Below are 24,702 nucleotides of genomic sequence, written 5' to 3' on the forward strand. Positions count from 1 at the left end.
GCCCGCGTTACTGCATGAACCAGCCGTGGCTGACGACGACCGACTGGCCGGTGAGCGCGGCGCTCGGGAATGCCGACAGGAACAGCACCGTCTGCGCGACGTCCTGCACCGTCGTGAACACGCCGTCGACCGTGTTGCCGAGCATCACCTTCTTCACCACTTCCTCTTCGCTGATCCCGAGCTCCTTCGCCTGCTCCGGAATCTGCTTGTCGACCAGCGGCGTGCGCACGAAGCCCGGACACACGACGTGCGAGCGCACGTTGTGCTTCGCGCCTTCCTTCGCGAGCACGCGTGCGAGGCCGAGCAGGCCGTGCTTGGCCGTCACGTACGCCGACTTCAGCGGCGACGCTTCGTGCGAGTGCACCGAGCCCATGTAGATCACGACGCCGCCGCGATCGTCCTTGTACATGTGCTTGAGCGCGGCCTTCGTCGTCAGGAATGCACCGTCGACGTGGATCGCCTGCATCTTCTTCCAGTCGGAGAACGCGTAGTTCTCGATCGGGTTGACGATCTGGATGCCCGCGTTCGACACGAGGATGTCGACCGAGCCGAACGTTTCGGCAACCTTGTCGATGCCGCTGTTCACGGCTTCCTCGTTCGTCACGTCCATCGCGACGCCGATCGCCTTGCCGCCTGCCTTGTTGATCTCGTCGGCGACCGCATTCGCGCCGTCCTGGTTCAGGTCGGCGATCGCGACGGCCGCGCCCGCTTTCGCGAGCTCGAGTGCGATTTCCTTGCCGATGCCGCTTGCGGCGCCCGTGACGACTGCGGTCTTGCCATTCAGATCTGCTGCCATGTCCGTCTCCTCCCGTTATCGGATCGATAAAACACGCGCCGGCCGCATCCGCTTTCATCGCGCGACGTACCGGCGGGCCAGCCGTCATTGTGCACGATCGGCCCCGCCGTTCGCGCGCAAAACGTCTAAGCTTAAGATCGGTTCTGTCACGCAGGAGATTCGCATGCACTATCGACGGCTAGGCCGTTCCGGCCTGCAGATCAGCGCGCTCTCGCTCGGCTCGTGGGTCACGTACGGCAATCAGGTCGATCAGCGGGTCGCGCGGGAATGCCTCGCCGCGGCACGCGACGCGGGTGTCAACTTCTTCGACAACGCCGAGGTTTACGCCGGCGGCAAATCCGAGGAAATCATGGGCCACGCGCTCAAATCGCTCGACTGGCCGCGCATCAGCTATATCGTGTCCACGAAGTTCTTCTGGGGGCTCGCGGAAGCACCGAACCAGTATCACACGCTGAACCGGAAATACCTGCTGAACGCGATCGACGGCTCGCTGCGCCGGTTGCAGCTCGATTATGTCGATCTCGTCTACTGCCATCGGCCCGATCCGAACACACCGATCGAGGAAACCGTCTGGGCGATGAGCGACATGATCGTGCGCGGCAAGGCGTTGTATTGGGGCACGTCGGAATGGAGCGCCGACGAGATCCGTGCCGCGTGCGAGATCGCCGAACGGCATCACCTGCATAAGCCGGTCGTCGAGCAACCCCAGTACAACCTGTTCCACCGCACGCGGGTCGAACGGGAATATGCGCGGCTCTACGACGACTACGGCCTCGGCCTCACGACCTGGAGCCCGCTGGCATCGGGCCTGCTCACCGGCAAGTACCGTAACGGTGTTCCGCCGGGCAGCCGCGCGCAGTTGCAGGGTTACGACTGGATGCGCGACCGGTTGACCGATCAGGCCAGCAACGACATCGTCGAACGGCTCGGCGGGATCGCGGTCGACCTCGGCTGCAGCACGGGCCAGCTCGCGATCGCGTGGGTGCTCGCGAATCCGCGCGTGAGCTCGGTGATCACCGGCGCATCGCGAATCGAGCAGATCAGCGAGAACATGCGCGCGCTCGACGTCGCCGCGAAGTTGACGCCGGATGTGAAGCAACGCATCGAAGAGGTCGTCGGCGACGCATACGAGTAAGGCGACTCACGGCCACTCGCGTACAATACGCGGCCGCATCGGCGCCCGGCCTGACAGCCGCACCCGATCGACCGCTTTCATCGATTCACCTTCTGTTTCAGGCAGCCCGCCATGCTCAGTTATCGTCACGGTTTTCACGCAGGCAATCACGCGGACGTGCTCAAGCACGCCGTCGTCGTCCAACTGCTGCGCTACCTGAACAAGAAAGACAAGTCGTACTGGTACATCGACACGCATGCCGGTGCCGGCGTGTACTCGCTGCGCGACGGCTACGCGGCAAAGACGGCGGAATTCGACACCGGCATCGGCCGGCTATGGAACGACAAGAACCTGCCGGAAGCGCTGGGCGATTATGTGGACGAAGTACGCGCACTGAACGACGACGGCGAACTGCGCTTCTACCCTGGTTCCCCGTATATCGCATGGCGATCGATGCGTGAGCAGGACCGGATGCGCCTGTTCGAAATGCACACGACGGAAATCGACGTGCTGCGCCACAACTTCCGCGACGCCGGGCGACGCGCGATGATCTTCGCCGGCGACGGCTTCGAAGGCATCAAGGCGCTGCTGCCGCCGCCGCCGCGACGCGCACTCGTGCTGATCGACCCGTCCTACGAGGACAAGAAGGATTACGCGCGCACGGTAAGCTGCGTGACGGAATGCCTGAAGCGTTTCGCGACGGGCTGCTACGCGATCTGGTATCCGCAGGTCACGCGGACGGAATCGCAGCGCTTTCCCGAGCAGTTGAAGCGCCTGCAACCGAACAACTGGCTGCACCTGACGCTGACGGTATCGAATCCGCCTACCGATGGACTGGGCCTCTACGGCAGCGGGATGTTCATCCTGAATCCGCCGTATACGCTTGCGCAGAGCATGAACGAGGCACTGCCCTATCTGGTCGAGGTGCTGGGACAGGATAGCGGCGCCCGTTGTCAGATCGAGCACCGCGGAAATTGACCGGGCAACCGGCCGTTACGGCTGCGGCCTCGGTGCGAGTCTCGGTTGGTTGGCCGGCGGTACGCCCCAGCCGGGCACATTGATATAGGGTGCGACGAACAGCGGCACCGACGTGTTCGGCGCTTGCCCGGCCGGAGCCCGCATGCCCGCCGGCTCGACGATCGGCTCGGAAGACAACGGCGCTGTCTGCAGCACCAGCCCGCCCTTACCGTCCTGGATACCGCGTTGCGTATCGAGAATCAGCGGTTTGGACGAAGTCGCGGCACCGGCCGCGAAGCCATGGACAAGCACGGCCGCGCCCAGAACGAGACGCGCGCGGGCACTGCGACGCACATCGAGACGCAAACGCATGATCGTGTCCTTCACGGTGAAAAGTAGGCCCATACCATAGCGCCGCGGCAGCGATTTCGCCAGATCCGGCGCACAAAAAAACAAAGCCCCGTCAACACGGGGCTTGCTTATCGGTCGGTGCCACGCGGCACCTGACGGTGACTCGAATTACAGCGAGTAGCCGTTGGTTTCGAGCGAGCGGATGCGGTGCTCGAGCTGGACGATATCCGACGACGTGGCGAGGTAAGCCTCACGGCGCTCACGTTCTGCGGATTCGAACCAGTTGCTCAGCTTTTCGACGATGTAGGCGATCATGATGTTCTCCAAGGAAGGGGGACCCCTGGCGAATCGAGATTCAGGGATTTCCCGTATAGGGTATTCCCGAATTATAGCGACGCCGCACCAAGATGCTAGTGAAATACTTGCATGGAAAGCATTCCAATTCGGAATGGGCGCGCACCCACCAAACCTAACTTATTGATTTGTATAGAGGTTGAGTCAGGCACCCATTTCGGGACCTGAGTGTACGCACTAATCTGGTTCACTGACGGGATCGGCCAGGCGCGCCAAAATCGGGCATTCTGGCCGTCCGTCACCATGGCAGTGCGCGGCCAGGTCGGCCAGCGTATCGCGCATGTCGCTCAGTTCGGCGATGCGCCTGTCGAGTTCGGCCACGTGCTCGAGGGCGATCGACTTCACTTCGGCGCTGGCGCGGGAGCGATCTTGCCAGAGCATCAGCAGCTTGCGGATGTCCTCGACGAGAAAGCCAAGCCGTCGCGCCTGACGGATGAAGCGCAGGATGTGGATTTCGTCCGCGCCGTAGATCCGATAGCCGGCATCGGTACGCTTGCTCGGCGCAAGAAGGCCGACCTGCTCGTAGTACCGGATCATTTTTGCGCTGACTCCGGATTCGCGCGACGCGTCACCGATATTCATTCCCCGCCCTCTCCATCAAGTCCCGGTTTCGAACGTGAACGTCGACGTATGCAATCGCCGACGACATTTCGATCGTACCAAATCACGCGGCTTCGTTCCGCGGTGGGTGCAGGTAGATGGAAGACGGCTGATCTCCGGCGAACGCCGAGGGGATGCGATGATGGAGCACGCTACCCGTTGCCCGACCGCCCCGCATTTCCGCCGCGCCAATGCAAAAACCCCCGCCTTTCGGGCGGGGTTTCTAACAGGAGCCTGACGATTACCTACTTTCACACGGGAATCCGCACTATCATCGGCGTAGAGTCGTTTCACGGTCCTGTTCGGGATGGGAAGGGGTGGGACCGACTCGCTATGGTCATCAGGCAAAGAGGGTTGTCGCGTTGCTTCGCAGCGCGACCAATCTGGGAAGAAGCAGTAATTTTGGGGTTGTGTGTATCACACACGAGAATCCAACATGTCGCTTTGGATCGCAGCCAGTGCTTGCGCACGGCGCCGATCTACAAGGCAGACTTGTTATAGGATCAAGCCTTACGGGCAATTAGTATCAGTTAGCTGAACGCATTACTGCGCTTACACACCTGACCTATCAACGTCCTGGTCTCGAACGACCCTTCAAGGGGATCTAGTCCCCAGGGATATCTCATCTTAAGGCGAGTTTCCCGCTTAGATGCTTTCAGCGGTTATCTCTTCCGAACATAGCTACCCGGCGATGCCACTGGCGTGACAACCGGTACACCAGAGGTTCGTCCACTCCGGTCCTCTCGTACTAGGAGCAGCCCCCTTCAAATATCCAACGCCCACGGCAGATAGGGACCAAACTGTCTCACGACGTTTTAAACCCAGCTCACGTACCTCTTTAAATGGCGAACAGCCATACCCTTGGGACCGGCTACAGCCCCAGGATGAGATGAGCCGACATCGAGGTGCCAAACACCGCCGTCGATATGAACTCTTGGGCGGTATCAGCCTGTTATCCCCAGAGTACCTTTTATCCGTTGAGCGATGGCCCTTCCATACAGAACCACCGGATCACTATGACCTGCTTTCGCACCTGCTCGACTTGTCGGTCTCGCAGTTAAGCACGCTTATGCCATTGCACTATCAGCACGATTTCCGACCGTACCTAGCGTACCTTCGTACTCCTCCGTTACGCTTTGGGAGGAGACCGCCCCAGTCAAACTGCCTACCATGCACTGTCCCCGACCCGGATCACGGGCCAAGGTTAGAACCTCAAACAAACCGGTGGTATTTCAAGGACGGCTCCACCGAAACTAGCGTTCCGGTTTCATAGCCTCCCACCTATCCTACACAGATCGGTTCAAAGTCCAATGCAAAGCTACAGTAAAGGTTCATGGGGTCTTTCCGTCTAGCCGCGGGTAGATTGCATCATCACAAACACTTCAACTTCGCTGAGTCTCGGGAGGAGACAGTGTGGCCATCGTTACGCCATTCGTGCAGGTCGGAACTTACCCGACAAGGAATTTCGCTACCTTAGGACCGTTATAGTTACGGCCGCCGTTTACCGGGACTTCAATCAAGAGCTTGCACCCCATCATTTAATCTTCCGGCACCGGGCAGGCGTCACACCCTATACGTCCACTTTCGTGTTTGCAGAGTGCTGTGTTTTTATTAAACAGTCGCAGCCACCAGTTTATTGCAACCCCTTCACCCTCCTGGCGCAGGCCAGTCAAGCTACAAGGGCGTACCTTATCCCGAAGTTACGGTACCAATTTGCCGAGTTCCTTCTCCCGAGTTCTCTCAAGCGCCTTAGAATACTCATCTCGCCCACCTGTGTCGGTTTGCGGTACGGTCATCGTTAGACTGAAGCTTAGAGGCTTTTCTTGGAACCACTTCCAATTGCTTCGCTCCCTAAGGAGCTCGCGCCACACCCTTGAATTGCGCGCCCGGATTTGCCTAAGCGCCTTCTCCAATGCAGCGACCGGGACTTCCAACACCCGGACAACCTTCCGCGATCCGTCCCCCCATCGCATCTAACAATGGTGCAGGAATATTGACCTGCTTCCCATCAGCTACGCATTTCTGCCTCGCCTTAGGGGCCGACTCACCCTACGCCGATGAACGTTGCGTAGGAAACCTTGGGCTTACGGCGAGGGGGCCTTTCACCCCCTTTATCGCTACTCATGTCAGCATTCGCACTTCCGATACCTCCAGCACGCTTTTCAACGCACCTTCGCAGGCTTACGGAACGCTCTCCTACCATGCGTGCAAAGCACGCATCCGCAGCTTCGGTATATAGCTTAGCCCCGTTACATCTTCCGCGCAGGACGACTCGATCAGTGAGCTATTACGCTTTCTTTAAAGGGTGGCTGCTTCTAAGCCAACCTCCTGACTGTTTTAGCCTTCCCACTTCGTTTCCCACTTAGCTATATTTGGGGACCTTAGCTGGCGGTCTGGGTTGTTTCCCTCTTGACACCGGACGTTAGCACCCGATGTCTGTCTCCCGTGATTGCACTCTTCGGTATTCGGAGTTTGCTATGGCGGGGTAATCTGCAATAGACCCCCCAACCATGACAGTGCTCTACCCCCGAAGGTGAGACACGAGGCACTACCTAAATAGTTTTCGGAGAGAACCAGCTATTTCCAAGTTTGTTTAGCCTTTCACCCCTATCCACAGCTCATCCCCTAACTTTTCAACGTTAGTGGGTTCGGACCTCCAGTACGTGTTACCGCACCTTCATCCTGGCCATGGATAGATCACTTGGTTTCGGGTCTACGCCCAGCAACTGAACGCCCTATTCGGACTCGCTTTCGCTACGCCTGCCCTATACGGTTAAGCTTGCTACTGAACGTAAGTCGCTGACCCATTATACAAAAGGTACGCCGTCACCCCTTACGAGGCTCCGACTGTTTGTATGCATGCGGTTTCAGGATCTATTTCACTCCTCCCGGGGTTCTTTTCGCCTTTCCCTCACGGTACTGGTTCACTATCGGTCGATCACGAGTATTTAGCCTTGGAGGATGGTCCCCCCCCATCTTCAGACAGGATTTCACGTGTCCCGCCCTACTTGTCGCACACCTAGTTCTTTCATACTGTTTTCGCCTACAGGGCTATCACCTGCTATGGCCGCACTTTCCAGAGCGTTCGGCTAACAATACAAATAAAGAGTGCAAGGCTCATCCCATTTCGCTCGCCACTACTTTGGGAATCTCGGTTGATTTCTTTTCCTGCGGTTACTTAGATGTTTCAGTTCACCGCGTTCGCTTCTCATGGCCTATGTATTCAGCCATGGATACTCCAAAAGGAGTGGGTTTCCCCATTCGGACATCCCCGGATCAAAGCTTGTTTGCCAGCTCCCCGGGGCTTTTCGCAGGCTACCGCGTCCTTCATCGCCTGTGATCGCCAAGGCATCCACCACATGCACTTGTTCGCTTGACCCTATAACGAGTCTGTCTCGTCGACAGTCGTTACAGGTTGAGTTCTCGCGTTGTGCCGTATTCCAATTGAGTCAAACATAGAGTTCGAATCATCTTGAGATACATCGATACAATCACAACCCGGATAACTTTCACGTCCATCTCAAGACGCTTCCGCTATCCAAATTACTTACTTCTTCCAGATTGTTAAAGAACGACAGCCGATACCTACTACATATCACTCTGACTGGCTCAATCGCCAATGACAAAAGTTCGACTACGTCGAACGCTTGTCATTGAAGATTGGTGGAGGCAGACGGGATCGAACCGACGACCCCCCTGCTTGCAAAGCAGGTGCTCTCCCAGCTGAGCTATGCCCCCATATGTACAGAGAACCTCAGGTGTGAGCCGGTCGGCTTGGGGTACTCGTAAGCGCCAAAGCGCTAACGATCACCGACACGTCAGACAATGGTGGGTCTGGTTGGATTCGAACCAACGACCCCGCCTTATCAAGACGGTGCTCTAACCGACTGAGCTACAGACCCCTGAGTCTGTCTTTAATTTACAGCCGATAAGCGTGAGCGCTCAACTTTGCGAGAAGCTCTGGAAAGGAGGTGATCCAGCCGCACCTTCCGATACGGCTACCTTGTTACGACTTCACCCCAGTCATGAATCCTACCGTGGTGACCGTCCTCCTTGCGGTTAGACTAGCCACTTCTGGTAAAACCCACTCCCATGGTGTGACGGGCGGTGTGTACAAGACCCGGGAACGTATTCACCGCGGCATGCTGATCCGCGATTACTAGCGATTCCAGCTTCATGCACTCGAGTTGCAGAGTGCAATCCGGACTACGATCGGTTTTCTGGGATTAGCTCCCCCTCGCGGGTTGGCAACCCTCTGTTCCGACCATTGTATGACGTGTGAAGCCCTACCCATAAGGGCCATGAGGACTTGACGTCATCCCCACCTTCCTCCGGTTTGTCACCGGCAGTCTCCTTAGAGTGCTCTTGCGTAGCAACTAAGGACAAGGGTTGCGCTCGTTGCGGGACTTAACCCAACATCTCACGACACGAGCTGACGACAGCCATGCAGCACCTGTGCGCCGGTTCTCTTTCGAGCACTCCCGCCTCTCAGCAGGATTCCGACCATGTCAAGGGTAGGTAAGGTTTTTCGCGTTGCATCGAATTAATCCACATCATCCACCGCTTGTGCGGGTCCCCGTCAATTCCTTTGAGTTTTAATCTTGCGACCGTACTCCCCAGGCGGTCAACTTCACGCGTTAGCTACGTTACTAAGGAAATGAATCCCCAACAACTAGTTGACATCGTTTAGGGCGTGGACTACGGTATCTAATCCTGTTTGCTCCCCACGCTTTCGTGCATGAGCGTCAGTATTGGCCCAGGGGGCTGCCTTCGCCATCGGTATTCCTCCACATCTCTACGCATTTCACTGCTACACGTGGAATTCTACCCCCCTCTGCCATACTCTAGCCTGCCAGTCACCAATGCAGTTCCCAGGTTGAGCCCGGGGATTTCACATCGGTCTTAGCAAACCGCCTGCGCACGCTTTACGCCCAGTAATTCCGATTAACGCTCGCACCCTACGTATTACCGCGGCTGCTGGCACGTAGTTAGCCGGTGCTTATTCTTCCGGTACCGTCATCCCCCGGCTATATTAGAACCAAGGATTTCTTTCCGGACAAAAGTGCTTTACAACCCGAAGGCCTTCTTCACACACGCGGCATTGCTGGATCAGGCTTTCGCCCATTGTCCAAAATTCCCCACTGCTGCCTCCCGTAGGAGTCTGGGCCGTGTCTCAGTCCCAGTGTGGCTGGTCGTCCTCTCAGACCAGCTACTGATCGTCGCCTTGGTAGGCCTTTACCCCACCAACTAGCTAATCAGCCATCGGCCAACCCTATAGCGCGAGGCCCGAAGGTCCCCCGCTTTCATCCGTAGATCGTATGCGGTATTAATCCGGCTTTCGCCGGGCTATCCCCCACTACAGGACATGTTCCGATGTATTACTCACCCGTTCGCCACTCGCCACCAGGTGCAAGCACCCGTGCTGCCGTTCGACTTGCATGTGTAAGGCATGCCGCCAGCGTTCAATCTGAGCCAGGATCAAACTCTTCAGTTTAAACCTGTTACTGTTTTCGGTTCGGTTAAGAACCGGTCGCTCACTCAAAGCTGACAGGTATATGAATTGCTTCATAAACCTGACTTACTTTAGTGTGAGACTCTTGATACTTTCGCTTTCTGATCCGAGGATCAGCTCGCTGCCATCAAGCGCCCACACTTATCGGCTGGTAATTTTTAAAGAGCGTTTCTGCGAGGAACTTCGCGTTTCTCAGCAGCGCTGCGTTTTCAGCAGCAGAGAAGCGAAATTATGAACCGTGTTTCGCAGCTCGTCAACAACTTTTTAACTGCTTCGTTGCGACTGCGGGGTTCATCTTCGTGTGCTGCTCGGGCTCGCTACCACCAACCCCACAACAGCACCACTTCCCTCTCCCGCGCCGCGTTTCCGTTAGCGCGAAAGAGGCGTGATTCTATGTACCCCGCGTCGATCGCGCAAGGGGTTCGATGCAACTTTTTTACAAAAGCCGCAATTTGGCCGTCCGGCCATGCCAGGGCACAAGACCGCTTATGGTGCAAAGAACGGACTAGAATGTGAGGTTCTTCGCCCCTTTCTATATACGTCTTTAATATGCGCCAGCGAATCGCCAAACGCCTCCCCCCCGATGCCGACAAACTGGTCGGTCTGTCGCTTGCGCTCTTCGCCTCGGGCAGCCGCATCGAGGATCGCTTCTGGGAAGCGAAGCTCGACGCGCTGCTCGCCAAGATAGTCCGCAACGGCAACCAGACTACGCTCGACGCAGCTCTCGACCATCTGCAGCAGAATCATCCCGACGCCTACGGCGCACTCGCCGACATGGCCGAGACCCACAGCGAGTCGATGGTGATCGAGCACGACGGCCAGCCGTACGATGCGCTGCTGGTCGCCGTCCCGGTTCTCGCATGGACGCGCTACATGATTCCGTCGGGCCCGCTCAAGGGCGACGTGGCCGACGCGCTGCGAACGCACCTGCAGGCTCATGTCCTTGCGAACGGCACGCTCGTCGGGCTTGCCCCGTTCCTCTACAGCATCGACCAGTTGCCGCGGCATCACGTCGAGACCTACCGTCTTGCCCAACAGCTCGCGCATGCGGCAATCGGCCAGCACACGCCCAAGCTCAGCTTCGGTGACCTGCCCGAAACCTCGCCGATCCTGGCCGACCCGCGCTTCCTGCTCGCCGTCGTCGCTGCGCCCGCCGGCGCGCCGCTGTTCCGCTGGCAGGAAGAAGAAGGCGGTAGCCGGATCGAGCGCGGTCAGTGCCTCGAACAATGGACGGCCCAGGGCGGCCCGAATCTGTCGATCGCGCTGCCTGGATGCGAGTTCGAGTGCCTGCTTCCGGACGCGTACTACTCGGCCTGCCGCGATGCGGACGAACGCATTCGTCCACACACGGTGCGAACCGCCATTCGTTATCTTTTCGACACACTTGGTACGGCACCGCAGGAGCTGCGCGCGGTGGTCGCCGGCTTCGGCGAACGCCGTATCGACGAGTATCGTGTCGGCTTCACTCGGCGTGCGAGCAACGACGTAATCTACGGCGTCGTGTGGCCGCTCTACGGCCGTGAAAACGGCGACGTGTCGATCGACAGCGCGACGCTCGAAGGCGAGGCGCCGATCGAAGGGCCGCTCGAGGAAATCGTCAGCCTGTTGAAGGAATGCGGTGTAACCGACGTCCGACGGCACGCGGGCCGCTTCGAACCCGAATACTGCGACGACTGCGGCGTGCCGCTTTACGCAGATCCGCTCGGCGAAATCGTCCACGCGGAAATGCCGGAAGACGCCTCGCCCGCCCAGCCGCACTTCCACTAACCTCTCGCAGCAGGCCCGAACGGCCTGCCCTCCCGAAGCCGCTCCCGGTTCCCGCCGGAGCGGCTTTTTTCTTGTCCTATATTCCGTCGCTCAAAATTTCAGACTTTTCCTAAGCCTTTCAGCCAAGCAGACATCGTGTAAGGTCTTTGTCATTATCGGGGCCAACGCATGCCCGACAGCAGATCAATGACCCACCCTTACGGAGGTTGAATATGCGGTTCCTGGTGCTTTACTCAGACGCCGAACGGCGTGACGGACTGAAGGCCCTGTTGCGACAGATCGACCGCCACGCCAGCATCAACGATGCACCCGACAGCTTCCAGGCGCGCCGGCTGCTGCGCACCCAGCGTTTCGACCTCGTCGTGATCGACTGGCTGGACGTCGGCCGGCTAAGCGAGCTGCAGGCACTTTGCAGCGCCTGCTCGCCGACGCCCGCGGCCGTAATGATCGACGAAGCCTCGCCGGAGGCCATCCAGCGCTTCTTCAACTATGGCGTCGCAGGCGTGATCCCGCATTCCACGCGGCCGTACCTGATCGTGCGTGCGCTCGAGATGGTGCTGCTGGGCGGACACTACATCCCGCCGATCGCGCTCCGCCTGCTGCCCTCCACAGCCGCAGCGCGCCACGAGGCCCATTTCCAGTCACTCGCCGGATCGCTGCCCCGCCGCCCGCCGAGCGGCCTGTTGTCGCCGAGGCAAGCGCAGATCATGCGCTTCGTCCACATGGGCAGCACGAACAAGATGATCGCCCGCACGCTCGGCATCAGCGAAGGCACCGTGAAAATCCACCTTGCCAGCATTTTCCAGCAGCTTGGTGCCGTCAACCGCGCCGCCGCGGTCGCGATCTACAACGGCTGGCTGTCGCCGCACCTCGAAGTGCTGCTGGCGAATCGCAACCGCACGCGCAAACCGGCCATCGGCGAGCGCGGCACCGTTCCACTACGCACGCCACGGAACGATCATCGGTACCCGTTGCCAGCCGCGCATGCCGGCACGCAGGATCTGCCGCTCGCGGCCGAGCCGCGGGCACGGTTCCGGCGCGAGCGCTAGCAGACAGTCTCGATATTGCGACGGTCGACATGTGCGGATTCCCACCTTTGATGCTCAACGAGTAATATGAACGCATGGGTTTTCTTTTCACACCGCTTCCGCTCTGGGTTGGCATCGGTGGCTGGATCGCCGCCGTGGCCCTGCTCACGCTCGCGATCTGGAATCGCCCCTTCGTGCGCCTCCAGGACGCCACGCTCCAGCACGTGTGGCTCGCGCTCGTCACCGCAATCGCGGTCCTCTGGGCCTCGAATGCGTGGCTCGAAGATGGCATCGTCATGCATCTGCTGGGCGCAACGCTGCTCGTCACACTGTTCGACTGGACGCTTGCGCTGATTGCGATGGGCGCCGTCACGGCGGTGGCCGCGATCATCTTCGACGCGCCGTGGCAGGGCATTGGCCTGACCTATCTGATCTACGGCGCGCTGCCTGTCGCCGTGTCGGCGTTGCTGCAGCGCGCCGCGCTCGCATGGCTGCCGCATAACCTCGCGTCGTTCATCATCGGCCAGGGATTCCTGTCGCCGGCCATCGCGATCATCGCGGTCGCAGCAGCAGCAGCCGGCGTCCAGCTCGCCCTCGCGGATGGCGTGCCTGTCGTGATTCCTGCCGGCTATCTGTTGAACACCGCGCTGCTCGCGCTCGGCGAAGCGTGGTTCACCGGCATGGCGACTGCGCTCATCGCCGTCTATCGCCCTGCGTGGGTCACGACCTTCGACGTCCGGCGCTATCGCCTCGGCGGCCCGCGCGCCTGAAACTCCTTCGGATCGAGGCACCGTCAGCACGTGCCGGCGACATTTTCCGCAGCGCGGGAGAATACGCCATCTACTGCCGCACAACTTTTTTACGCTAAGATTGAACTCCTGTTCTCAATCGGGCATCTATACGTGCCCGATGTCTCCTTCGCTCCTCACCAATAACCAGATGGACAGCTCACCTGCCTCGCTCCGGATTCTCCGGGCGCTCGGCAAGCTGGCAGCCTGTGTCGCGGGCCTGTCGCTTGCGCTTCCGACACCGGTATTCGCCGACCTGCTCGATCAGCGCTCCGAACTGATCAACAAATTCGTCAACGAAATGCATGCCGATCCGCTCGCGGCCGATTGTGCGGCGCACGGCAGCTTCATCGCCAGCACGTCGTCGGCCTTCGACCGCGTCGACTTCGCGCCGAACGCATTCGACAGCGGCAACGCGACGATCACGCCGTGGAACGACTCGTTCGACCAGGGCAAGCAGCGCGTGAAGGTCGACAACATCGTCACGGTCGACGGACTCGGCGCCCACAGCGACGGCAGCGACCCGACGCCGCTGAAATTCCGTTGCGGTTATGTCGGCCAGCAAATGCTCGCGTTCAGCTGGAACGACCCCGTTCCGCCGCTGAAGCCGCGCGTCGAGCGCTCCACGTCTTCGACGAAGAAGTTCAAGGGCAAATCGCACCGGGGCAAGGCAAAAGCGAAGGCATCGGGCCGCACCGGCAAGAAGGCCGTTGCAACGAAGAAATCAGGCGGCCAGAAGAATGCCGTGAAGAAGAAAACCGCGAAGAAGTCCTGATACGACGGAGCGGCAACGACAGAAGCAAAAAAGCCGGGGCATCCTGAGATGCCCCGGCTTTTTTCATGCGACGACGATACGCCTACGCGAACGTATCGACGTGCATCAGGATCGCGGCCAGCATCGCTGCGCCAAGCGCCGCGCTGCGCTCACCGTTCCAGCCGACACGCTCGTCGGGCAGGTTCGCGTTGTCCTTGAACGGCATCTCGAGCGTCAGCGACAGGCAGCCGAACTGGTGGCCGATGTACTTCGACGCGAGCTTGAGCGCGTCCTCCTTGTACTTGCTCGCCGCATAACCATGCTCGGTCTGGAAGTCGGGGCTCGCGACCTTGAACGCGTCGATGAACGCGGTCTGCTCCTTGCCCTGCTGCTCGGTAAAGCTCGGCAGCATCTCCGAACCGGCAACGAACACGTACGGCAGATCCTCGTCGCCGTGAATGTCGAAGAACATGTCGCAGCCGATCGCGTGGATCGCGTCGCGCACGGCCAGCACCTCGGGGCTGCGCTCGGCATCGGGCATCATCCATTCGCGGTTCAGGTTCGCACCTGCCGCATTGGTGCGCAGGTTGCCATGCACGCTGCCGTCCGGATTCATGTTCGGGACGATGTAGAACGTCGCGCGATCGTAGAGCTTGCGCGCGACCGGATCGCCGGCCCAGTCGCCCCATCCGGCCAGCCGCTTGACGAGGCCTTCGACGAACCACTCGGCCATCGTCTCGCCCGGATGCTGACGCGCGATGATCCACACTTTCTTCTTCGGCGCGCCGTCGGTTTCCGGCGTGCCGAGCGTCAGCAGCGACATCGGGCGGCCTTCGACCGTGCGGCCGAGTTCGACGACGCTTGCCTGCGGCAACTGCTGGACGGCACCGAGAAATGCCGCGTGACGCTCTTCCGAGTACGGTTCGAAATACGCGTAGTAGATGCTGTCGAACTCCGGCGTATGGTCGATAGTCATCGTCTTGCCGTCGAACGTCGTCGGCACGCGGAACCAGTCGACCCGGTCGTAGCTCGCCACCGCGCTGTAGTTGCGCCAGCCAGACGGATACGCGCATTCGGCGGCATTCTCGAACGTCATCACGCACCGCTCGCCGCGCGCGCCCGTCAAGCGGTAGTAAAACCATTGCGCGAATTCCGAGCGGCTGTCGCCGCGCACGCGCAGCCGAATCGCCGCGGGGCTGTCGCACGACACGACGTCGATTGCGCCTGCGTCGAAATTGCTGGTGATCGAAAGGGTCATCTGTTTCTCCAGTGTCGACCTGAGTTAGTGCTTCAGCATTTACTCAGGTCCCATGCAAAGCTGTCGACCGGAACGGGCGGTATACCGCTTGCCCGGCCTCATGCATGCGCCGGCCATCTCATGAACGGCCGGCATGGTCACTCGCCGACTCGCCGGCGATATACGTAAGTCGAATCGTTCGACGCCGCCGCGTCGAACGCATAGCCTTCCGTCGCAAACGCCTTCAGCGCCTTCGGCTCGGTAATACGGTTCTCGACGATAAAACGCGCCATCAGGCCGCGCGCGCGCTTCGCATGGAAGCTGATGATCTTGTAGCGGCCGCCCTTCCAGTCCTCGAACACCGGCGTGATGACAGGCGCGGCCAGCAGTTTCGGCTTGACCGACTTGAAGTATTCGGTCGACGCGCAGTTGACCAGCACGCGCGCCGAGCCGCTGCGCGTCTCGAGCTGCTCGTTCAGCGCCCGCGTGATGCGGTCGCCCCAGAACGCGTACAGATCCTTGCCGCGCGCGTTCGCGAAGCGCGTACCCATCTCGAGCCGGTACGGCTGCAGCAGGTCGAGCGGGCGCAGCAGCCCGTACAGGCCCGACAGCACGCGCACGTGCTGCTGCGCATAGTCGAGATCGTCGGACGACAGCGATTTCGCATCGAATCCTTCGTAGACGTCGCCGTTGAACGCCAGCACGGCCTGCTTCGCATTGGCCGGCGTAAAGGTCGGCGACCAGTCCGCGTAGCGCTGGAAGTTCAGGCGCGCGAGCGGATCGGAAATATCCATCAGCGTCGCGATGTCCTGCGGCGAAAGCTTGCGCAGGCCGTCGATCAGCTCGGACGCGTCGTCGACGAATGCAGGCTTCGTGTAAGACTGGACGTGCGCGGGCGTATCGTAGTCGAGGGATTTGGCGGGAGAGAGAACGATTATCATAGAGGCTCGCTGGCACGCCGTGCCTTGCGGTCAGACGAAAACCACCGATTGTAACGAATGACCAGCTCCCTCGCCCCGCACGTCGCGCACCGCGTCGTGCTCGACTCGAACGTCTGGATCGACATCCTCGTATTCGACGACCCCGCTACGCGCCCGATCCGGGCCGCGCTCGAACGCGGCGCGCTTGCCGCCGTGATCGACGGCCGCTGCCTGACCGAACTCGAGTACGTGCTCGATTATCCGCAGTTCCAGGCGCGTGCGATCGACAAGGCCGCCGCGCTCGCGACCGTCGCCCGCCTCGCGAGCCTCGTCGAGCCGCCGCCCGTCGACGCCGCCGCGCCGCCGCTGCCGAAGTGCAAGGACCGCGACGACCAGAAGTTTCTCGAACTCGCCCGAGCCGCGCAGGCCGAGTGGCTCGTGTCGAAAGACCGTGCGCTGCTGAAGCTCGCGAAGCGCACCGCACGCGACTTCGGTTTCCGGATCGCGCAACCCGCGCCGTTTGCCGAAGCCTGCGCGCTCGACGCCGCATCGACCACTCCTGCCACGCCTGCCTGACGCACGCGGCGGCACCCGATTTCGACCGTATCGATGAACGCTCCTTCAGACATGCCAACGACTCCCATTTTCCCCTCGCGCCTGCCGAATGTCGGCACGACGATCTTCACGGTCATGAGCGCGCTTGCCGCCGAAAAAGGCGCCGTGAACCTCGGCCAGGGCTTCCCGGATTTCGATTGCGATCCGCGCATCGTCGATGCGGTCGCGGCCGCGATGCGCAACGGGCACAACCAGTATCCGCCGATGGCCGGTGTCGCACCGCTGCGCGACGCGATCGCCGACAAGATCGCGCACGTCTACGGCCGGCGCTACGATCCGGCCACCGAGATCACGGTGACGGCAGGCGCGACGCAAGCGCTGCTGACGGCAATCCTGTGCGCGGTGCATCCGGGCGACGAAGTGATCGTCGTCGAACCGACCTATGACAGCTATCTGCCGTCGATCGAACTCGCAGGAGGCAAGCCGGTATTCGTCACGCTGGAAGCGCCCGACTACGCGATCCCGTTCGACCGTCTCGCGGCCGCGATCACGCCGAAAACGCGCATGATCCTGATCAACACGCCGCATAACCCGACGGGCACCGTGTGGCGCGAGGCGGACATGCGCAAGCTCGAGGAGATCGTACGCGGCACCAACGTGCTGATCCTGTCGGACGAGGTCTACGAGCACATGGTCTACGACGGCGCGCGCCACGAGAGCGTCGCGCGCTATCCGGAACTCGCCGCACGCAGCTTCATCGTGTCGAGCTTCGGCAAGACCTATCACGTGACGGGCTGGAAGGTCGGCTATGTCGCGGCGCCTGCCGCGCTGACCGCGGAATTCCGCAAGGTCCACCAGTTCAACGTATTCACGGTGAATACGCCGATGCAGATCGGGCTCGCCGATTACCTGCGCGACCCGGCACCGTACCTGACACTCGCCGGCTTCTACCAGAAGAAACGCGACTTCTTCCGCGCAGGCCTCGAGCGCACGCGCTTCAAGCTGCTGCCATGCACGGGCACGTACTTCCAGTGCGTCGATTACTCGGCGATCAGCGACCTGCCCGAAGCGGAATTCTCGAAGTGGCTCACGTCGGAGATCGGCGTGGCCGCCATTCCGGTGTCGGCGTTCTATCACGAGCCGCACGAATCGGGTGTCGTGCGTTTCTGTTTCGCGAAGCAGGAAAGCACGCTCGCATCCGCACTCGAACGGCTCGCCCGACTGTAAGTCCCGCGCGGGCGGCCGCGCGCCGCCCTGCCGGGAAATCGCGCTTACGAACGCGCACCGCTCGTCGCGTCGACATACGCCTTGCGATCGGCTGCCACGCGCTGCGCGGCGGCACGCTCACCGACCTTCTTCGCATGAGCCTTCCAGTCGATGCCTGCATCGAGCAGGAAGTCGTGTCCGAACACGGCCTTCGTCGCCATCCCGATGACCGGCAGATGGATCGATGCGGCGATGTCCGCGAGGCTGAACGACTCGCCGAGCACGTACGGCGAAAACTGCGTCATCTGCTTGAACGCATCGATCGCGCGCGGCAGGCGCTTCTCGACGTGCGCCTTCATTCCGTCGCTGACCTTGCCGCCGAAAAACGCTTCCGTATAGACCTCGCGCGCCATCCATTCGAGATACAGCTCGAGTGTCTCGACCAGCTCGCGCACCTTCGCCGCCGCGAACGGCCCCGCAGGAAAAATGGCTTTCTCGGGATAGCGCGCCGCCAGGTACTCGATGATCACCTGCGACTCGAACAGCGCGCCCTCTTCGGTCTTCAGGAACGGGATCTTGCCGAGCGGCGAATCGGCGAGCTGGGCCGGATCGCAGATCGGCAAACTGCACACCGACTCCTCGAACGGAATGTCGTGCTCGAGCAGGACGAACTTCACCTTGTTGTAATAGTTGGACAACGGAATACCGCACAGCTGTAGCATCGGAGTCTCCTTCCTTGCGAGAGCGCGGCCGCAACGATGCCGGCCGCACCGGGATTCATCGCGCTGAAAAGCACGTTCGTGCTAGTCTAAAACAGTTTCACGTCCGTCACGACAACATTACATCCGCTGCGGCAGCAGCGCTGCCGGTCCGCGCGACGCGCGCAGCGCCGCAGCCTCGCCATCCGATGGAGACACGCTCGCATGAGTGCTGAACTGCTGGCCTCGCGGCCGCCCGAGAGCGATTCGACGCTCGTCCTCACGCTGTCCAATCCCGGCGCGCGCAACGCGCTGCATCCCGACATGTACGCGGCCGGCGTCGAAGCGCTCGCCACTGCCGAACGCGATCCCGGGGTTCGCGCGGTCGTGCTGACCGGTGCCGACCGCTTCTTCTGTGCAGGCGGCAACCTGAACCGGCTGCTCGACAACCGCTCGAAGGATCCGTCCTGCCAGGGCGACAGCATCGATCAGCTCGGCGCATGGGTGACGGCGATTCGCGAATCGACGAAGCCGGTGATCGCGGCGGTCGAAGGCGCCGCGGCCGGCGCGGGCTTCTCGCTCGCGCTTGCGTGCGATCTGATCGTCGCCGCGCACGACGCGAAGTTCGTGATGTCGTACGCGCGTGTGGGTCTGACGCCCGACGGCGGCGGCTCGTGGTTCCTCGCGCGTGCGCTGCCGCGTGCGATCGCGGCCGAGATCCTGTTCGAAGGCAAGCCGGTCGCGGCCGAACGCCTGCATGCGCTCGGTGTGGTCAACCGGCTCGCCGTGCCCGGCGCAGCGTTGGACGACGCGCTGACATGGGCCGACGCACTCGCCGGCATCTCGCCGAACGCACTCACGCGCATCAAGTCGCTGCTCGACGTTGCGACGACTCAGCCGCTAGAACCGCATCTCGGTACCGAGCGCGATCATTTCGTCGCCTCGCTGCATCACGCGGACGGGCTCGAAGGCATCACCGCCTTTCTCGAGAAACGCCAGCCGCACTACAAGCGCTGATCCGCGTCGGCCGACGACGGCCGTCCGACGACGATCGTGCATGGCGACTACCGGCTCGACAACCGGATCTTCCATCCGCACGAACCGTGCGCGCCCGCCGTGCTCGACCGGGAACTGTCGGCACGTCGGCGATCATCTCCCGTTTGCCTGCGCGTACGCATCGGCGGGCATGTTTCCGTCGCCAGCGGCCCGTGTCGAACCATGCTCTAATGACCGCCTGTCGCGGCGCGCTGCCGGCGCCGTTTTCGCGCATGCAACCAAGGAGTTGACGATGATCGACGTCTACAGCTGGGCGACCCCGAACGGCCACAAGGTACATATCATGCTCGAGGAAACGGGCCTCGCCTACCGTGCACTTCCGGTCGATATCGGCGCAGGCGACCAGTTCAAGCCCGAGTTCCTGAAGATCAGCCCGAACAACAAGATTCCGGCGATCGTCGATCCTGACGGCCCCGGCGGCAAGCCGATCTCTCTGTTCGAATCGGGTGCGATCCTGATCTACCTCGCGGAGAAGACCGGCAAATTCCTGCCGACCGATCCGGCCGCGCGCTATGCGACGCTCGAGTGGCTGATGTTCCAGATGGGCGGTATCGGCCCGATGCTCGGGCAGGCGCACCATTTCCGCCTGTACGCGCCGGAAAAGATCGAATACGCGGTCAACCGCTATACGAACGAAGCGAAGCGCCTGTACAACGTGATGGAAAAGCGCCTCGGCGAATCCGAATATCTCGCGGGCGACGCGTACACGATCGCGGACATTGCGACGTTCCCGTGGACGCGCTCGTGGCAGAACCAGGGCATCGTGCTCGACGAGTTGCCGAACGTGAAGCGCTGGCACGATGCAATCGCCGCGCGACCGGCCGTGCAGCGCGGCGTCGAAGTACTCGCGTCGATGCGCAAGGCGCTGCAGGACGACAAGGCACGCGAGGTGCTGTTCGGCGCGATGCAATACGCGAAGCACTGACCCGTGCGTGACGGGCGGAGCGGCATCCGTGCATGCCGCCCCGCGCGTCAGAAGTAATGCAGCGTGATGAATTCCGCCGCGCAAACAAGCAACGGCGCGTCGGGACGCTCGGCCTGGATCGACACCGACCATGTCACCTGCACGCCGCCCCGCGCGACCTCGGCGGTTTCCTTCACCGCGAACAACGCGCGCACGCGCACACCGACCGGCACCGGCTTCAGGAACCGCACGCGGTTCAGTCCGTAGTTCACGCCCATCTTCTGCTCGAAGCGCATCGCATCGGTCATCAACGCGGGAATCAGCGACAGCGTCAGGAACCCGTGCGCGATCGGCCCGCCGAACGGCGACTCGCGCCGCGCGCGTTCGGGATCGACGTGAATCCATTGATGATCGCCGGTCGCGTCGGCGAAGCCGTCGACGCGATGCTGGTCGATCGCGATCCAGCCGCTCGCGAGCGGCTCCTCGCCGATACGTGCCTGCAACGCCTGCGCCGACGCGATCAACGGCAATGTCACGTCGGTCATGCGTTCGTGCCTCGCGGATCGCGCAGCCCGAAAATCACCTTGGAATGCACGGTGATCACCGTCTCGCCGCTACCGTTGATGCCGATCCACTCCGTCGACACGATGCCGCGATCGGGCTTGCTCTCCGAGACGCGCTTGTCGTGGATCTTCTGGTGCATCGTGATCGTGTCGCCGGCGCGCACCGGCTTGAGCCAGCGGATCGAGTCGATGCCGGGCGAGCCCATGCTGGTCGAGTCCGGCCCGAGCTTCTTGATGAGCAGGCTCATGAACACCGAGCACGTGTGCCAGCCGCTCGCGACCAGTCCGCCGAACGGCGACGCCTTCGCGGCCTCCTCGTCGAGGTGGAACGGCTGCGGGTCGTAGCGCTGCGCGAACGCCTTGATGTCGTCGGGCTCGAACGTGTAGCTGCCCACTTCGATGGTGCTGCCGACCACCAGATCTTCGTAACTGATACCCACTTGTGTGTCCCCTTGTCTGACGCGCTCGCGCGTCGCCGTCATGCCGCGTCGGCCTGCGCGAAATCGGGCAGCGCCGCGATGCGGGCAAGATGATGATCGGTGTCGCCGAGCGTCGTCTCGATGATCGACAGCCGCTTGAACAGGTGCGCGGCGGCAACCTCGTTGGTCACGCCCATGCCGCCGTGCAACTGGACGGCCTGCTGACCGACGAAGCGCGCGGCCGCGCCGACGCGCGCCTTCGCGGCCGACACGGCCTTGCGTCGCGCATCGGCGTCGCCGCCCGCATAGCGCACCGCGGCCAGGTAGGTCAGCGAACGCGCCTGCTCGGCATGGATCAGCATGTCGACCATCCGGTGCTGCAGTGCCTGGAAACGCGCAATCGGCACGCCGAACTGCTCGCGCGTTTTCGTGTATTCGACCGTCGCGCGATTCAGTTCGTCAAGCGCGCCGACCGCTTCCGCGCACAGCAGGAACGTCGCGTAATCGGCAATCTGCTCGAGCGCCGCAGCGTCGCGCGCGCCGCCTGTCAGCAGTCGGGCCGGCGTTTCGTTGAACTCGATCGTCGCCGCACGCTGGCCGTCGATGGTCCGGTAGTCGACCACCTTCGCGTTCGCCGCATCGCGTTCGACGACAAAGAGGCCGATGCCGCCGTCGTCGACACGCGCAGGCACAATCCACGCGTGCGCCTGTGCGCCATGCTGAACGACCGACTTGGTGCCGGTCAGCCGATGCGTGCCGCCCTGCTCGCGTGCGTGCGTATCGAGCTCGAACAGGTCATAACGCGCATGCGGTTCGTGGAATGCGACCGCCAAGCGCTTCTGCCCCTGCGCGACTGCCCCCAGTAATGCGGCATCGTCGCCTGCGCCGGACCCGGCGATGCGCAATGCCTCGACGCCGACCGCCGTTGCCCAGTACGGCTCGATCACGAGCGCGCGGCCGAGCTCCTGCATCGCAACCAGCATGTCGACCGGGCTGCCGCCGAACCCGCCCTGCGTATCCGGCACGGGCAGCGCGGTCAGCCCCAGCTCGGCGAACGCGCTCCATTGCGTATCCGACACGCCCGTGTCGCTGCGCACGATCGCCTGGCGCACATCGAAACCGTATTGCTCGCCGAGATAACGGCGCAGCGCGTCGGCGAACTGCTGCTGCTCATCGGTAAAGCTGAAATCCATGGTTGTCTCCGCTTCCGTACCCTGTTCACAGGCCCAGAATCATCTGCGCGATGATGTTCTTCTGGATCTCGTTCGAACCGCCGTAGATCGACGTCTTCCGATAATTGAAGTAGTACGCGGCGAGCGGCGCCGCATCGTCGTCGCCCGCGATGCTGTGCTCGCGTTCGCCATTGAGGAACGGTACGTCGAACGGTGCGGCGAGCGGGCCGATCGCGTCGAACATCAGCTCGGTGAGCGCCTGCTGCACTTCGGTACCCTTGATCTTCAGCATCGACGCCTCGGGGCCCGGCCCCTTGCCGCTCGTCTCGCGGCTGACGACGCGCAGCACCGTCACCTCGAGCGCCATCAGCTCGACTTCGAGCGCCGCGACCTTCGCGGCGAACACGGGGTCGGCAAGCAACGGCTTGCCGTTCTTGCGCTGGTTCGACGCCACGCGCTTCAGGAACGCGAGTTCGCGCTTCGACGCGCCGACACGCGCGATGCCGGTGCGCTCATGGCCAAGCAGGTATTTCGCGTAGGTCCAGCCGCGGTTCTCGTCGCCGACGAGATTCTCGACCGGCACCTTCACGTCCTCGAAGAACACCTCGTTGACCTCGTGGTCTTCGTCGAGCGTGATGATCGGCCGCACCGTGATGCCGGGCGTCTTCATGTCGATCAGCAGGAACGAGATGCCCTCCTGCTTCTTCGCGGCCGGATCGGTGCGCACGAGGCAGAACATCATGTCCGCGTACTGGCCGAGCGTCGTCCAGGTCTTCTGGCCGTTGACGACGTAGTGGTCGCCCTGGCGCTCGGCGCGCGTGCGCAACGACGCGAGGTCGGACCCGGAACCCGGCTCCGAGTAACCCTGGCACCACCAGTCGGAGCCGTCGAGAATGCGCGGCAGATAGTGGCGTTTCTGCGCTTCGCTGCCGTATTTCATCAGCACCGGCGCAACCATCGACACGCCGAACGGCAGCACGGTCGGCGCGCCGATCCGCGCGCATTCCTCGTCCCAGATGTGCCGTTGCGTCGCGTTCCAGCCCGGGCCGCCGTATTCGGCCGGCCACGCAGGCGCGGACCAGCCGCGCTGGCCGAGAATCCGGTGCCAGCTCGCGAAATCCTCGCGGTCGAGTCGTTTGTGATCGAGTACTTTGGCGCGCAGTGCGTGAGGCAGGTTGGCCTCGAGCCAGGCGCGGACGTCGACGCGGAACGCGTCGTCGGCGGGGGAATAATCCAGATCCATGCGCAGTGTCTCCTGTCGACCAGAGTTAGTGCTTTAGCACTTACTCTGGTCCCATGCTTCGCGGTCGACCGGAGCTAGCGCTTCAGCACCTGCTCAGGTCCCATGCAAGGCTCGCCGCGGCCGTCCGGCCCGGCAAGGACCCACTGCGTACGTCATTGCAGCGGTTCTTTCAGCGCGGCAGGAATCGGCAGCGGCATCACGTCGATGCCTTCTTCGACCAAGGATTGCGCATCTTCCGGTGTCGTGACGCCACGGATGCTGCGTGCCGGCGCCTCGTTGTAATGGATGCGCCGCGCTTCCTCGGCGAAGCGCTCGCCCACGTTCTCGGTCTTCTCCAGCACCTCGCGCAGCGCGCGCAGCACCTGCGCCTGCAGCGCACGCGGATCAGCCGGCTGGGCCTGCGTCGCGCCTGACAGATTCAGGCGCGGCGCCGACGGCAGACGATTGACCTCGGTCGTCCCGCACACCGGACATTCGACCAGCTTGCGGGACAACTGCGCTTCGAATTCATCGGCGGAAGCGAACCAGCCTTCGAACCGATGACCGTGCGGGCACTGTAAATCGAGGACCTTCATGCTGAATCAGGGCGTGTGACGAGTGTAGCGCAAAAAGCGGTTTTGTGAACGATCGTGCTAAACCACGATCGCGCGACGCGAAAGCGCCGTGTCATCGGATTGTAACGCGGCGCCCCACCCACCGCTGACGCCG

The 24,702-nt window shown here is 61.9% G+C and carries 22 protein-coding genes, 2 tRNA genes, 3 rRNA genes and 1 pseudogene; 11 read left to right on the forward strand and 17 right to left on the reverse strand.

The features are described 5' to 3' along the window. Positions 1-7 precede the first annotated feature (7 nt). Entirely contained in the window at positions 8-796 is a 789-nt protein-coding gene (locus MRS60_RS11835; protein ID WP_034183481.1) for a 3-hydroxybutyrate dehydrogenase, read from the reverse strand. A gap of 163 nt (positions 797-959) precedes the next feature. Between MRS60_RS11835 and MRS60_RS11840 the strand changes: the two genes are divergently transcribed. Both MRS60_RS11840 and MRS60_RS11845 read left to right on the forward strand, forming a co-directional pair. Then, on the forward strand, positions 960-1,931 hold the full coding sequence (locus tag MRS60_RS11840; RefSeq protein ID WP_243564739.1) for a potassium channel beta subunit family protein: 972 nt from the start codon (positions 960-962) through the stop codon (positions 1,929-1,931). A gap of 111 nt (positions 1,932-2,042) precedes the next feature. Further along, entirely contained in the window at positions 2,043-2,888 is an 846-nt protein-coding gene (locus MRS60_RS11845; RefSeq protein ID WP_105391865.1) for a 23S rRNA (adenine(2030)-N(6))-methyltransferase RlmJ, read from the forward strand. A 15-nt stretch (positions 2,889-2,903) separates the two neighbouring features. Here MRS60_RS11845 and MRS60_RS11850 read toward each other — a convergent pair whose 3' ends face one another. The 8 genes from MRS60_RS11850 to MRS60_RS11885 form a co-directional block, all read right to left on the reverse strand. Continuing rightward, positions 2,904-3,272, reverse strand: coding sequence for a hypothetical protein (locus MRS60_RS11850; RefSeq protein WP_034183478.1), 369 nt, complete (start codon positions 3,270-3,272; stop codon positions 2,904-2,906). Between the two features lie 114 nt (positions 3,273-3,386). Then, positions 3,387-3,533 carry a DUF3563 family protein gene (locus MRS60_RS11855; protein WP_072445473.1) on the reverse strand — a complete coding sequence of 49 codons (147 nt, stop codon included), beginning with the start codon at positions 3,531-3,533 and terminating at the stop codon, positions 3,387-3,389. Between the two features lie 216 nt (positions 3,534-3,749). After that, a complete protein-coding gene (cueR, locus tag MRS60_RS11860; RefSeq protein WP_034183477.1) occupies positions 3,750-4,154 on the reverse strand; it encodes a Cu(I)-responsive transcriptional regulator in 405 nt (134 codons plus the stop codon). Positions 4,155-4,404: 250 nt separating this feature from the next. Next, positions 4,405-4,517, reverse strand: a 5S ribosomal RNA gene (gene rrf / locus MRS60_RS11865). A 154-nt stretch (positions 4,518-4,671) separates the two neighbouring features. Then, a 23S ribosomal RNA gene (locus MRS60_RS11870) occupies positions 4,672-7,551 on the reverse strand. Positions 7,552-7,833: 282 nt separating this feature from the next. After that, positions 7,834-7,910, reverse strand: a tRNA-Ala gene (locus MRS60_RS11875). Between the two features lie 88 nt (positions 7,911-7,998). Then, positions 7,999-8,074: transfer RNA gene (locus tag MRS60_RS11880), tRNA-Ile, on the reverse strand. Positions 8,075-8,136: 62 nt separating this feature from the next. After that, positions 8,137-9,666 (reverse strand): 16S ribosomal RNA (locus MRS60_RS11885). Together the 16S, 23S and 5S rRNA genes with 2 tRNA genes alongside form the textbook arrangement of a ribosomal RNA operon. A gap of 567 nt (positions 9,667-10,233) precedes the next feature. On the opposite strand from MRS60_RS11885, the gene MRS60_RS11890 reads away from it, so the two are divergent. The 4 genes from MRS60_RS11890 (at position 10,234) to MRS60_RS11905 (ending at position 14,042) form a co-directional block, all read left to right on the forward strand. After that, positions 10,234-11,451, forward strand: coding sequence for a DUF2863 family protein (locus MRS60_RS11890; RefSeq protein ID WP_072440672.1), 1,218 nt, complete (start codon positions 10,234-10,236; stop codon positions 11,449-11,451). Positions 11,452-11,663: 212 nt separating this feature from the next. Next, on the forward strand, positions 11,664-12,500 hold the full coding sequence (locus tag MRS60_RS11895) for a response regulator transcription factor (protein ID WP_034184910.1): 837 nt from the start codon (positions 11,664-11,666) through the stop codon (positions 12,498-12,500). 74 nt (positions 12,501-12,574) lie between these two features. Continuing rightward, positions 12,575-13,249 carry an energy-coupling factor ABC transporter permease gene (locus MRS60_RS11900; RefSeq protein ID WP_034184909.1) on the forward strand — a complete coding sequence of 225 codons (675 nt, stop codon included), beginning with the start codon at positions 12,575-12,577 and terminating at the stop codon, positions 13,247-13,249. Between the two features lie 139 nt (positions 13,250-13,388). Next, entirely contained in the window at positions 13,389-14,042 is a 654-nt protein-coding gene (locus MRS60_RS11905) for a BspC domain-containing protein (protein ID WP_105393866.1), read from the forward strand. An 82-nt stretch (positions 14,043-14,124) separates the two neighbouring features. Here the strand turns inward: MRS60_RS11905 and MRS60_RS11910 are convergent, their stop codons facing one another. Both MRS60_RS11910 and yaaA read right to left on the reverse strand, forming a co-directional pair. After that, entirely contained in the window at positions 14,125-15,279 is a 1,155-nt protein-coding gene (locus MRS60_RS11910) for a M14 family metallopeptidase (RefSeq protein ID WP_243564740.1), read from the reverse strand. 137 nt (positions 15,280-15,416) lie between these two features. Then, positions 15,417-16,199, reverse strand: coding sequence for a peroxide stress protein YaaA (gene yaaA / locus MRS60_RS11915; RefSeq protein ID WP_034184906.1), 783 nt, complete (start codon positions 16,197-16,199; stop codon positions 15,417-15,419). 57 nt (positions 16,200-16,256) lie between these two features. On the opposite strand from yaaA, the gene MRS60_RS11920 reads away from it, so the two are divergent. After that, positions 16,257-16,754 (forward strand): putative toxin-antitoxin system toxin component, PIN family, encoded by a 498-nt coding sequence (locus MRS60_RS11920; protein ID WP_243564741.1) that lies wholly within the window; start codon positions 16,257-16,259, stop codon positions 16,752-16,754. Positions 16,755-16,787: 33 nt separating this feature from the next. Continuing rightward, positions 16,788-17,960 (forward strand): pyridoxal phosphate-dependent aminotransferase, encoded by a 1,173-nt coding sequence (locus tag MRS60_RS11925; protein WP_243564742.1) that lies wholly within the window; start codon positions 16,788-16,790, stop codon positions 17,958-17,960. A 44-nt stretch (positions 17,961-18,004) separates the two neighbouring features. Here the strand turns inward: MRS60_RS11925 and MRS60_RS11930 are convergent, their stop codons facing one another. Next, positions 18,005-18,661, reverse strand: coding sequence for a glutathione S-transferase (locus tag MRS60_RS11930; protein WP_034184903.1), 657 nt, complete (start codon positions 18,659-18,661; stop codon positions 18,005-18,007). Positions 18,662-18,862: 201 nt separating this feature from the next. Here MRS60_RS11930 and MRS60_RS11935 point away from each other — a divergent pair, with 201 nt between their 5' ends. From MRS60_RS11935 to MRS60_RS11940, 3 genes and pseudogenes are all read left to right on the forward strand, one after another. Further along, complete coding sequence (locus MRS60_RS11935; protein ID WP_243564743.1) at positions 18,863-19,654, forward strand: oxepin-CoA hydrolase, alternative type; 792 nt, start codon at positions 18,863-18,865, stop codon at positions 19,652-19,654. Positions 19,655-19,660: 6 nt separating this feature from the next. Next, positions 19,661-19,774: pseudogene (locus tag MRS60_RS35165) on the forward strand (phosphotransferase family protein); the annotation flags it as partial. Positions 19,775-19,925: 151 nt separating this feature from the next. After that, on the forward strand, positions 19,926-20,618 hold the full coding sequence (locus MRS60_RS11940; RefSeq protein ID WP_034184921.1) for a glutathione binding-like protein: 693 nt from the start codon (positions 19,926-19,928) through the stop codon (positions 20,616-20,618). 47 nt (positions 20,619-20,665) lie between these two features. Here the strand turns inward: MRS60_RS11940 and MRS60_RS11945 are convergent, their stop codons facing one another. The 5 genes from MRS60_RS11945 to MRS60_RS11965 all read right to left on the reverse strand — a co-directional run bounded on the left by MRS60_RS11945 (position 20,666) and on the right by MRS60_RS11965 (position 24,569). Beyond that, a complete protein-coding gene (locus MRS60_RS11945; RefSeq protein WP_131947263.1) occupies positions 20,666-21,142 on the reverse strand; it encodes a MaoC family dehydratase in 477 nt (158 codons plus the stop codon). After that, positions 21,139-21,600 carry a MaoC family dehydratase gene (locus MRS60_RS11950; RefSeq protein ID WP_034184920.1) on the reverse strand — a complete coding sequence of 154 codons (462 nt, stop codon included), beginning with the start codon at positions 21,598-21,600 and terminating at the stop codon, positions 21,139-21,141. The genes MRS60_RS11945 and MRS60_RS11950 overlap by 4 nt, the downstream gene beginning before the upstream one ends. 38 nt (positions 21,601-21,638) lie before the next feature. Continuing rightward, positions 21,639-22,772: an acyl-CoA dehydrogenase family protein gene (locus MRS60_RS11955; protein ID WP_243564744.1), complete on the reverse strand. Its 1,134-nt coding sequence runs from the start codon at positions 22,770-22,772 to the stop codon at positions 21,639-21,641. Positions 22,773-22,797: 25 nt separating this feature from the next. Next, positions 22,798-23,994, reverse strand: a complete 1,197-nt coding sequence (locus MRS60_RS11960) for an acyl-CoA dehydrogenase family protein (RefSeq protein ID WP_034184899.1) — start codon at positions 23,992-23,994, stop codon at positions 22,798-22,800. Positions 23,995-24,146: 152 nt separating this feature from the next. Beyond that, positions 24,147-24,569 (reverse strand): DUF1178 family protein, encoded by a 423-nt coding sequence (locus tag MRS60_RS11965; RefSeq protein ID WP_131947260.1) that lies wholly within the window; start codon positions 24,567-24,569, stop codon positions 24,147-24,149. Between the last annotated feature and the right edge of the window lie 133 nt (positions 24,570-24,702).

Source organism: Burkholderia pyrrocinia (genome assembly GCF_022809715.1).
GTDB classification, from domain to species: domain Bacteria; phylum Pseudomonadota; class Gammaproteobacteria; order Burkholderiales; family Burkholderiaceae; genus Burkholderia; species Burkholderia pyrrocinia_C.

Excerpts from the sequence above, each read along its gene's own strand:
- MRS60_RS11965 (WP_131947260.1), bottom strand. The coding sequence starts at position 24,569 with ATGAAGGTCCTCGATTTACAGTGCCCGCACGGTCATCGGTTCGAAGGC.
- MRS60_RS11900 (WP_034184909.1), top strand. The coding sequence starts at position 12,575 with ATGGGTTTTCTTTTCACACCGCTTCCGCTCTGGGTTGGCATCGGTGGC.
- MRS60_RS11955 (WP_243564744.1), bottom strand. The coding sequence starts at position 22,772 with ATGGATTTCAGCTTTACCGATGAGCAGCAGCAGTTCGCCGACGCGCTG.
- MRS60_RS11895 (WP_034184910.1), top strand. The coding sequence starts at position 11,664 with ATGCGGTTCCTGGTGCTTTACTCAGACGCCGAACGGCGTGACGGACTG.
- MRS60_RS11935 (WP_243564743.1), top strand. The coding sequence starts at position 18,863 with ATGAGTGCTGAACTGCTGGCCTCGCGGCCGCCCGAGAGCGATTCGACG.
- MRS60_RS11850 (WP_034183478.1), bottom strand. The coding sequence starts at position 3,272 with ATGGGCCTACTTTTCACCGTGAAGGACACGATCATGCGTTTGCGTCTC.
- MRS60_RS11960 (WP_034184899.1), bottom strand. The coding sequence starts at position 23,994 with ATGGATCTGGATTATTCCCCCGCCGACGACGCGTTCCGCGTCGACGTC.
- MRS60_RS11905 (WP_105393866.1), top strand. The coding sequence starts at position 13,389 with ATGTCTCCTTCGCTCCTCACCAATAACCAGATGGACAGCTCACCTGCC.
- MRS60_RS11945 (WP_131947263.1), bottom strand. The coding sequence starts at position 21,142 with ATGACCGACGTGACATTGCCGTTGATCGCGTCGGCGCAGGCGTTGCAG.
- MRS60_RS11835 (WP_034183481.1), bottom strand. The coding sequence starts at position 796 with ATGGCAGCAGATCTGAATGGCAAGACCGCAGTCGTCACGGGCGCCGCA.
- MRS60_RS11930 (WP_034184903.1), bottom strand. The coding sequence starts at position 18,661 with ATGCTACAGCTGTGCGGTATTCCGTTGTCCAACTATTACAACAAGGTG.
- MRS60_RS11925 (WP_243564742.1), top strand. The coding sequence starts at position 16,788 with ATGAACGCTCCTTCAGACATGCCAACGACTCCCATTTTCCCCTCGCGC.
- MRS60_RS11920 (WP_243564741.1), top strand. The coding sequence starts at position 16,257 with ATGACCAGCTCCCTCGCCCCGCACGTCGCGCACCGCGTCGTGCTCGAC.
- MRS60_RS11855 (WP_072445473.1), bottom strand. The coding sequence starts at position 3,533 with ATGATCGCCTACATCGTCGAAAAGCTGAGCAACTGGTTCGAATCCGCA.
- cueR (WP_034183477.1), bottom strand. The coding sequence starts at position 4,154 with ATGAATATCGGTGACGCGTCGCGCGAATCCGGAGTCAGCGCAAAAATG.
- MRS60_RS11890 (WP_072440672.1), top strand. The coding sequence starts at position 10,234 with ATGCGCCAGCGAATCGCCAAACGCCTCCCCCCCGATGCCGACAAACTG.
- yaaA (WP_034184906.1), bottom strand. The coding sequence starts at position 16,199 with ATGATAATCGTTCTCTCTCCCGCCAAATCCCTCGACTACGATACGCCC.
- MRS60_RS11845 (WP_105391865.1), top strand. The coding sequence starts at position 2,043 with ATGCTCAGTTATCGTCACGGTTTTCACGCAGGCAATCACGCGGACGTG.
- MRS60_RS11840 (WP_243564739.1), top strand. The coding sequence starts at position 960 with ATGCACTATCGACGGCTAGGCCGTTCCGGCCTGCAGATCAGCGCGCTC.
- MRS60_RS11910 (WP_243564740.1), bottom strand. The coding sequence starts at position 15,279 with ATGACCCTTTCGATCACCAGCAATTTCGACGCAGGCGCAATCGACGTC.
- MRS60_RS11940 (WP_034184921.1), top strand. The coding sequence starts at position 19,926 with ATGATCGACGTCTACAGCTGGGCGACCCCGAACGGCCACAAGGTACAT.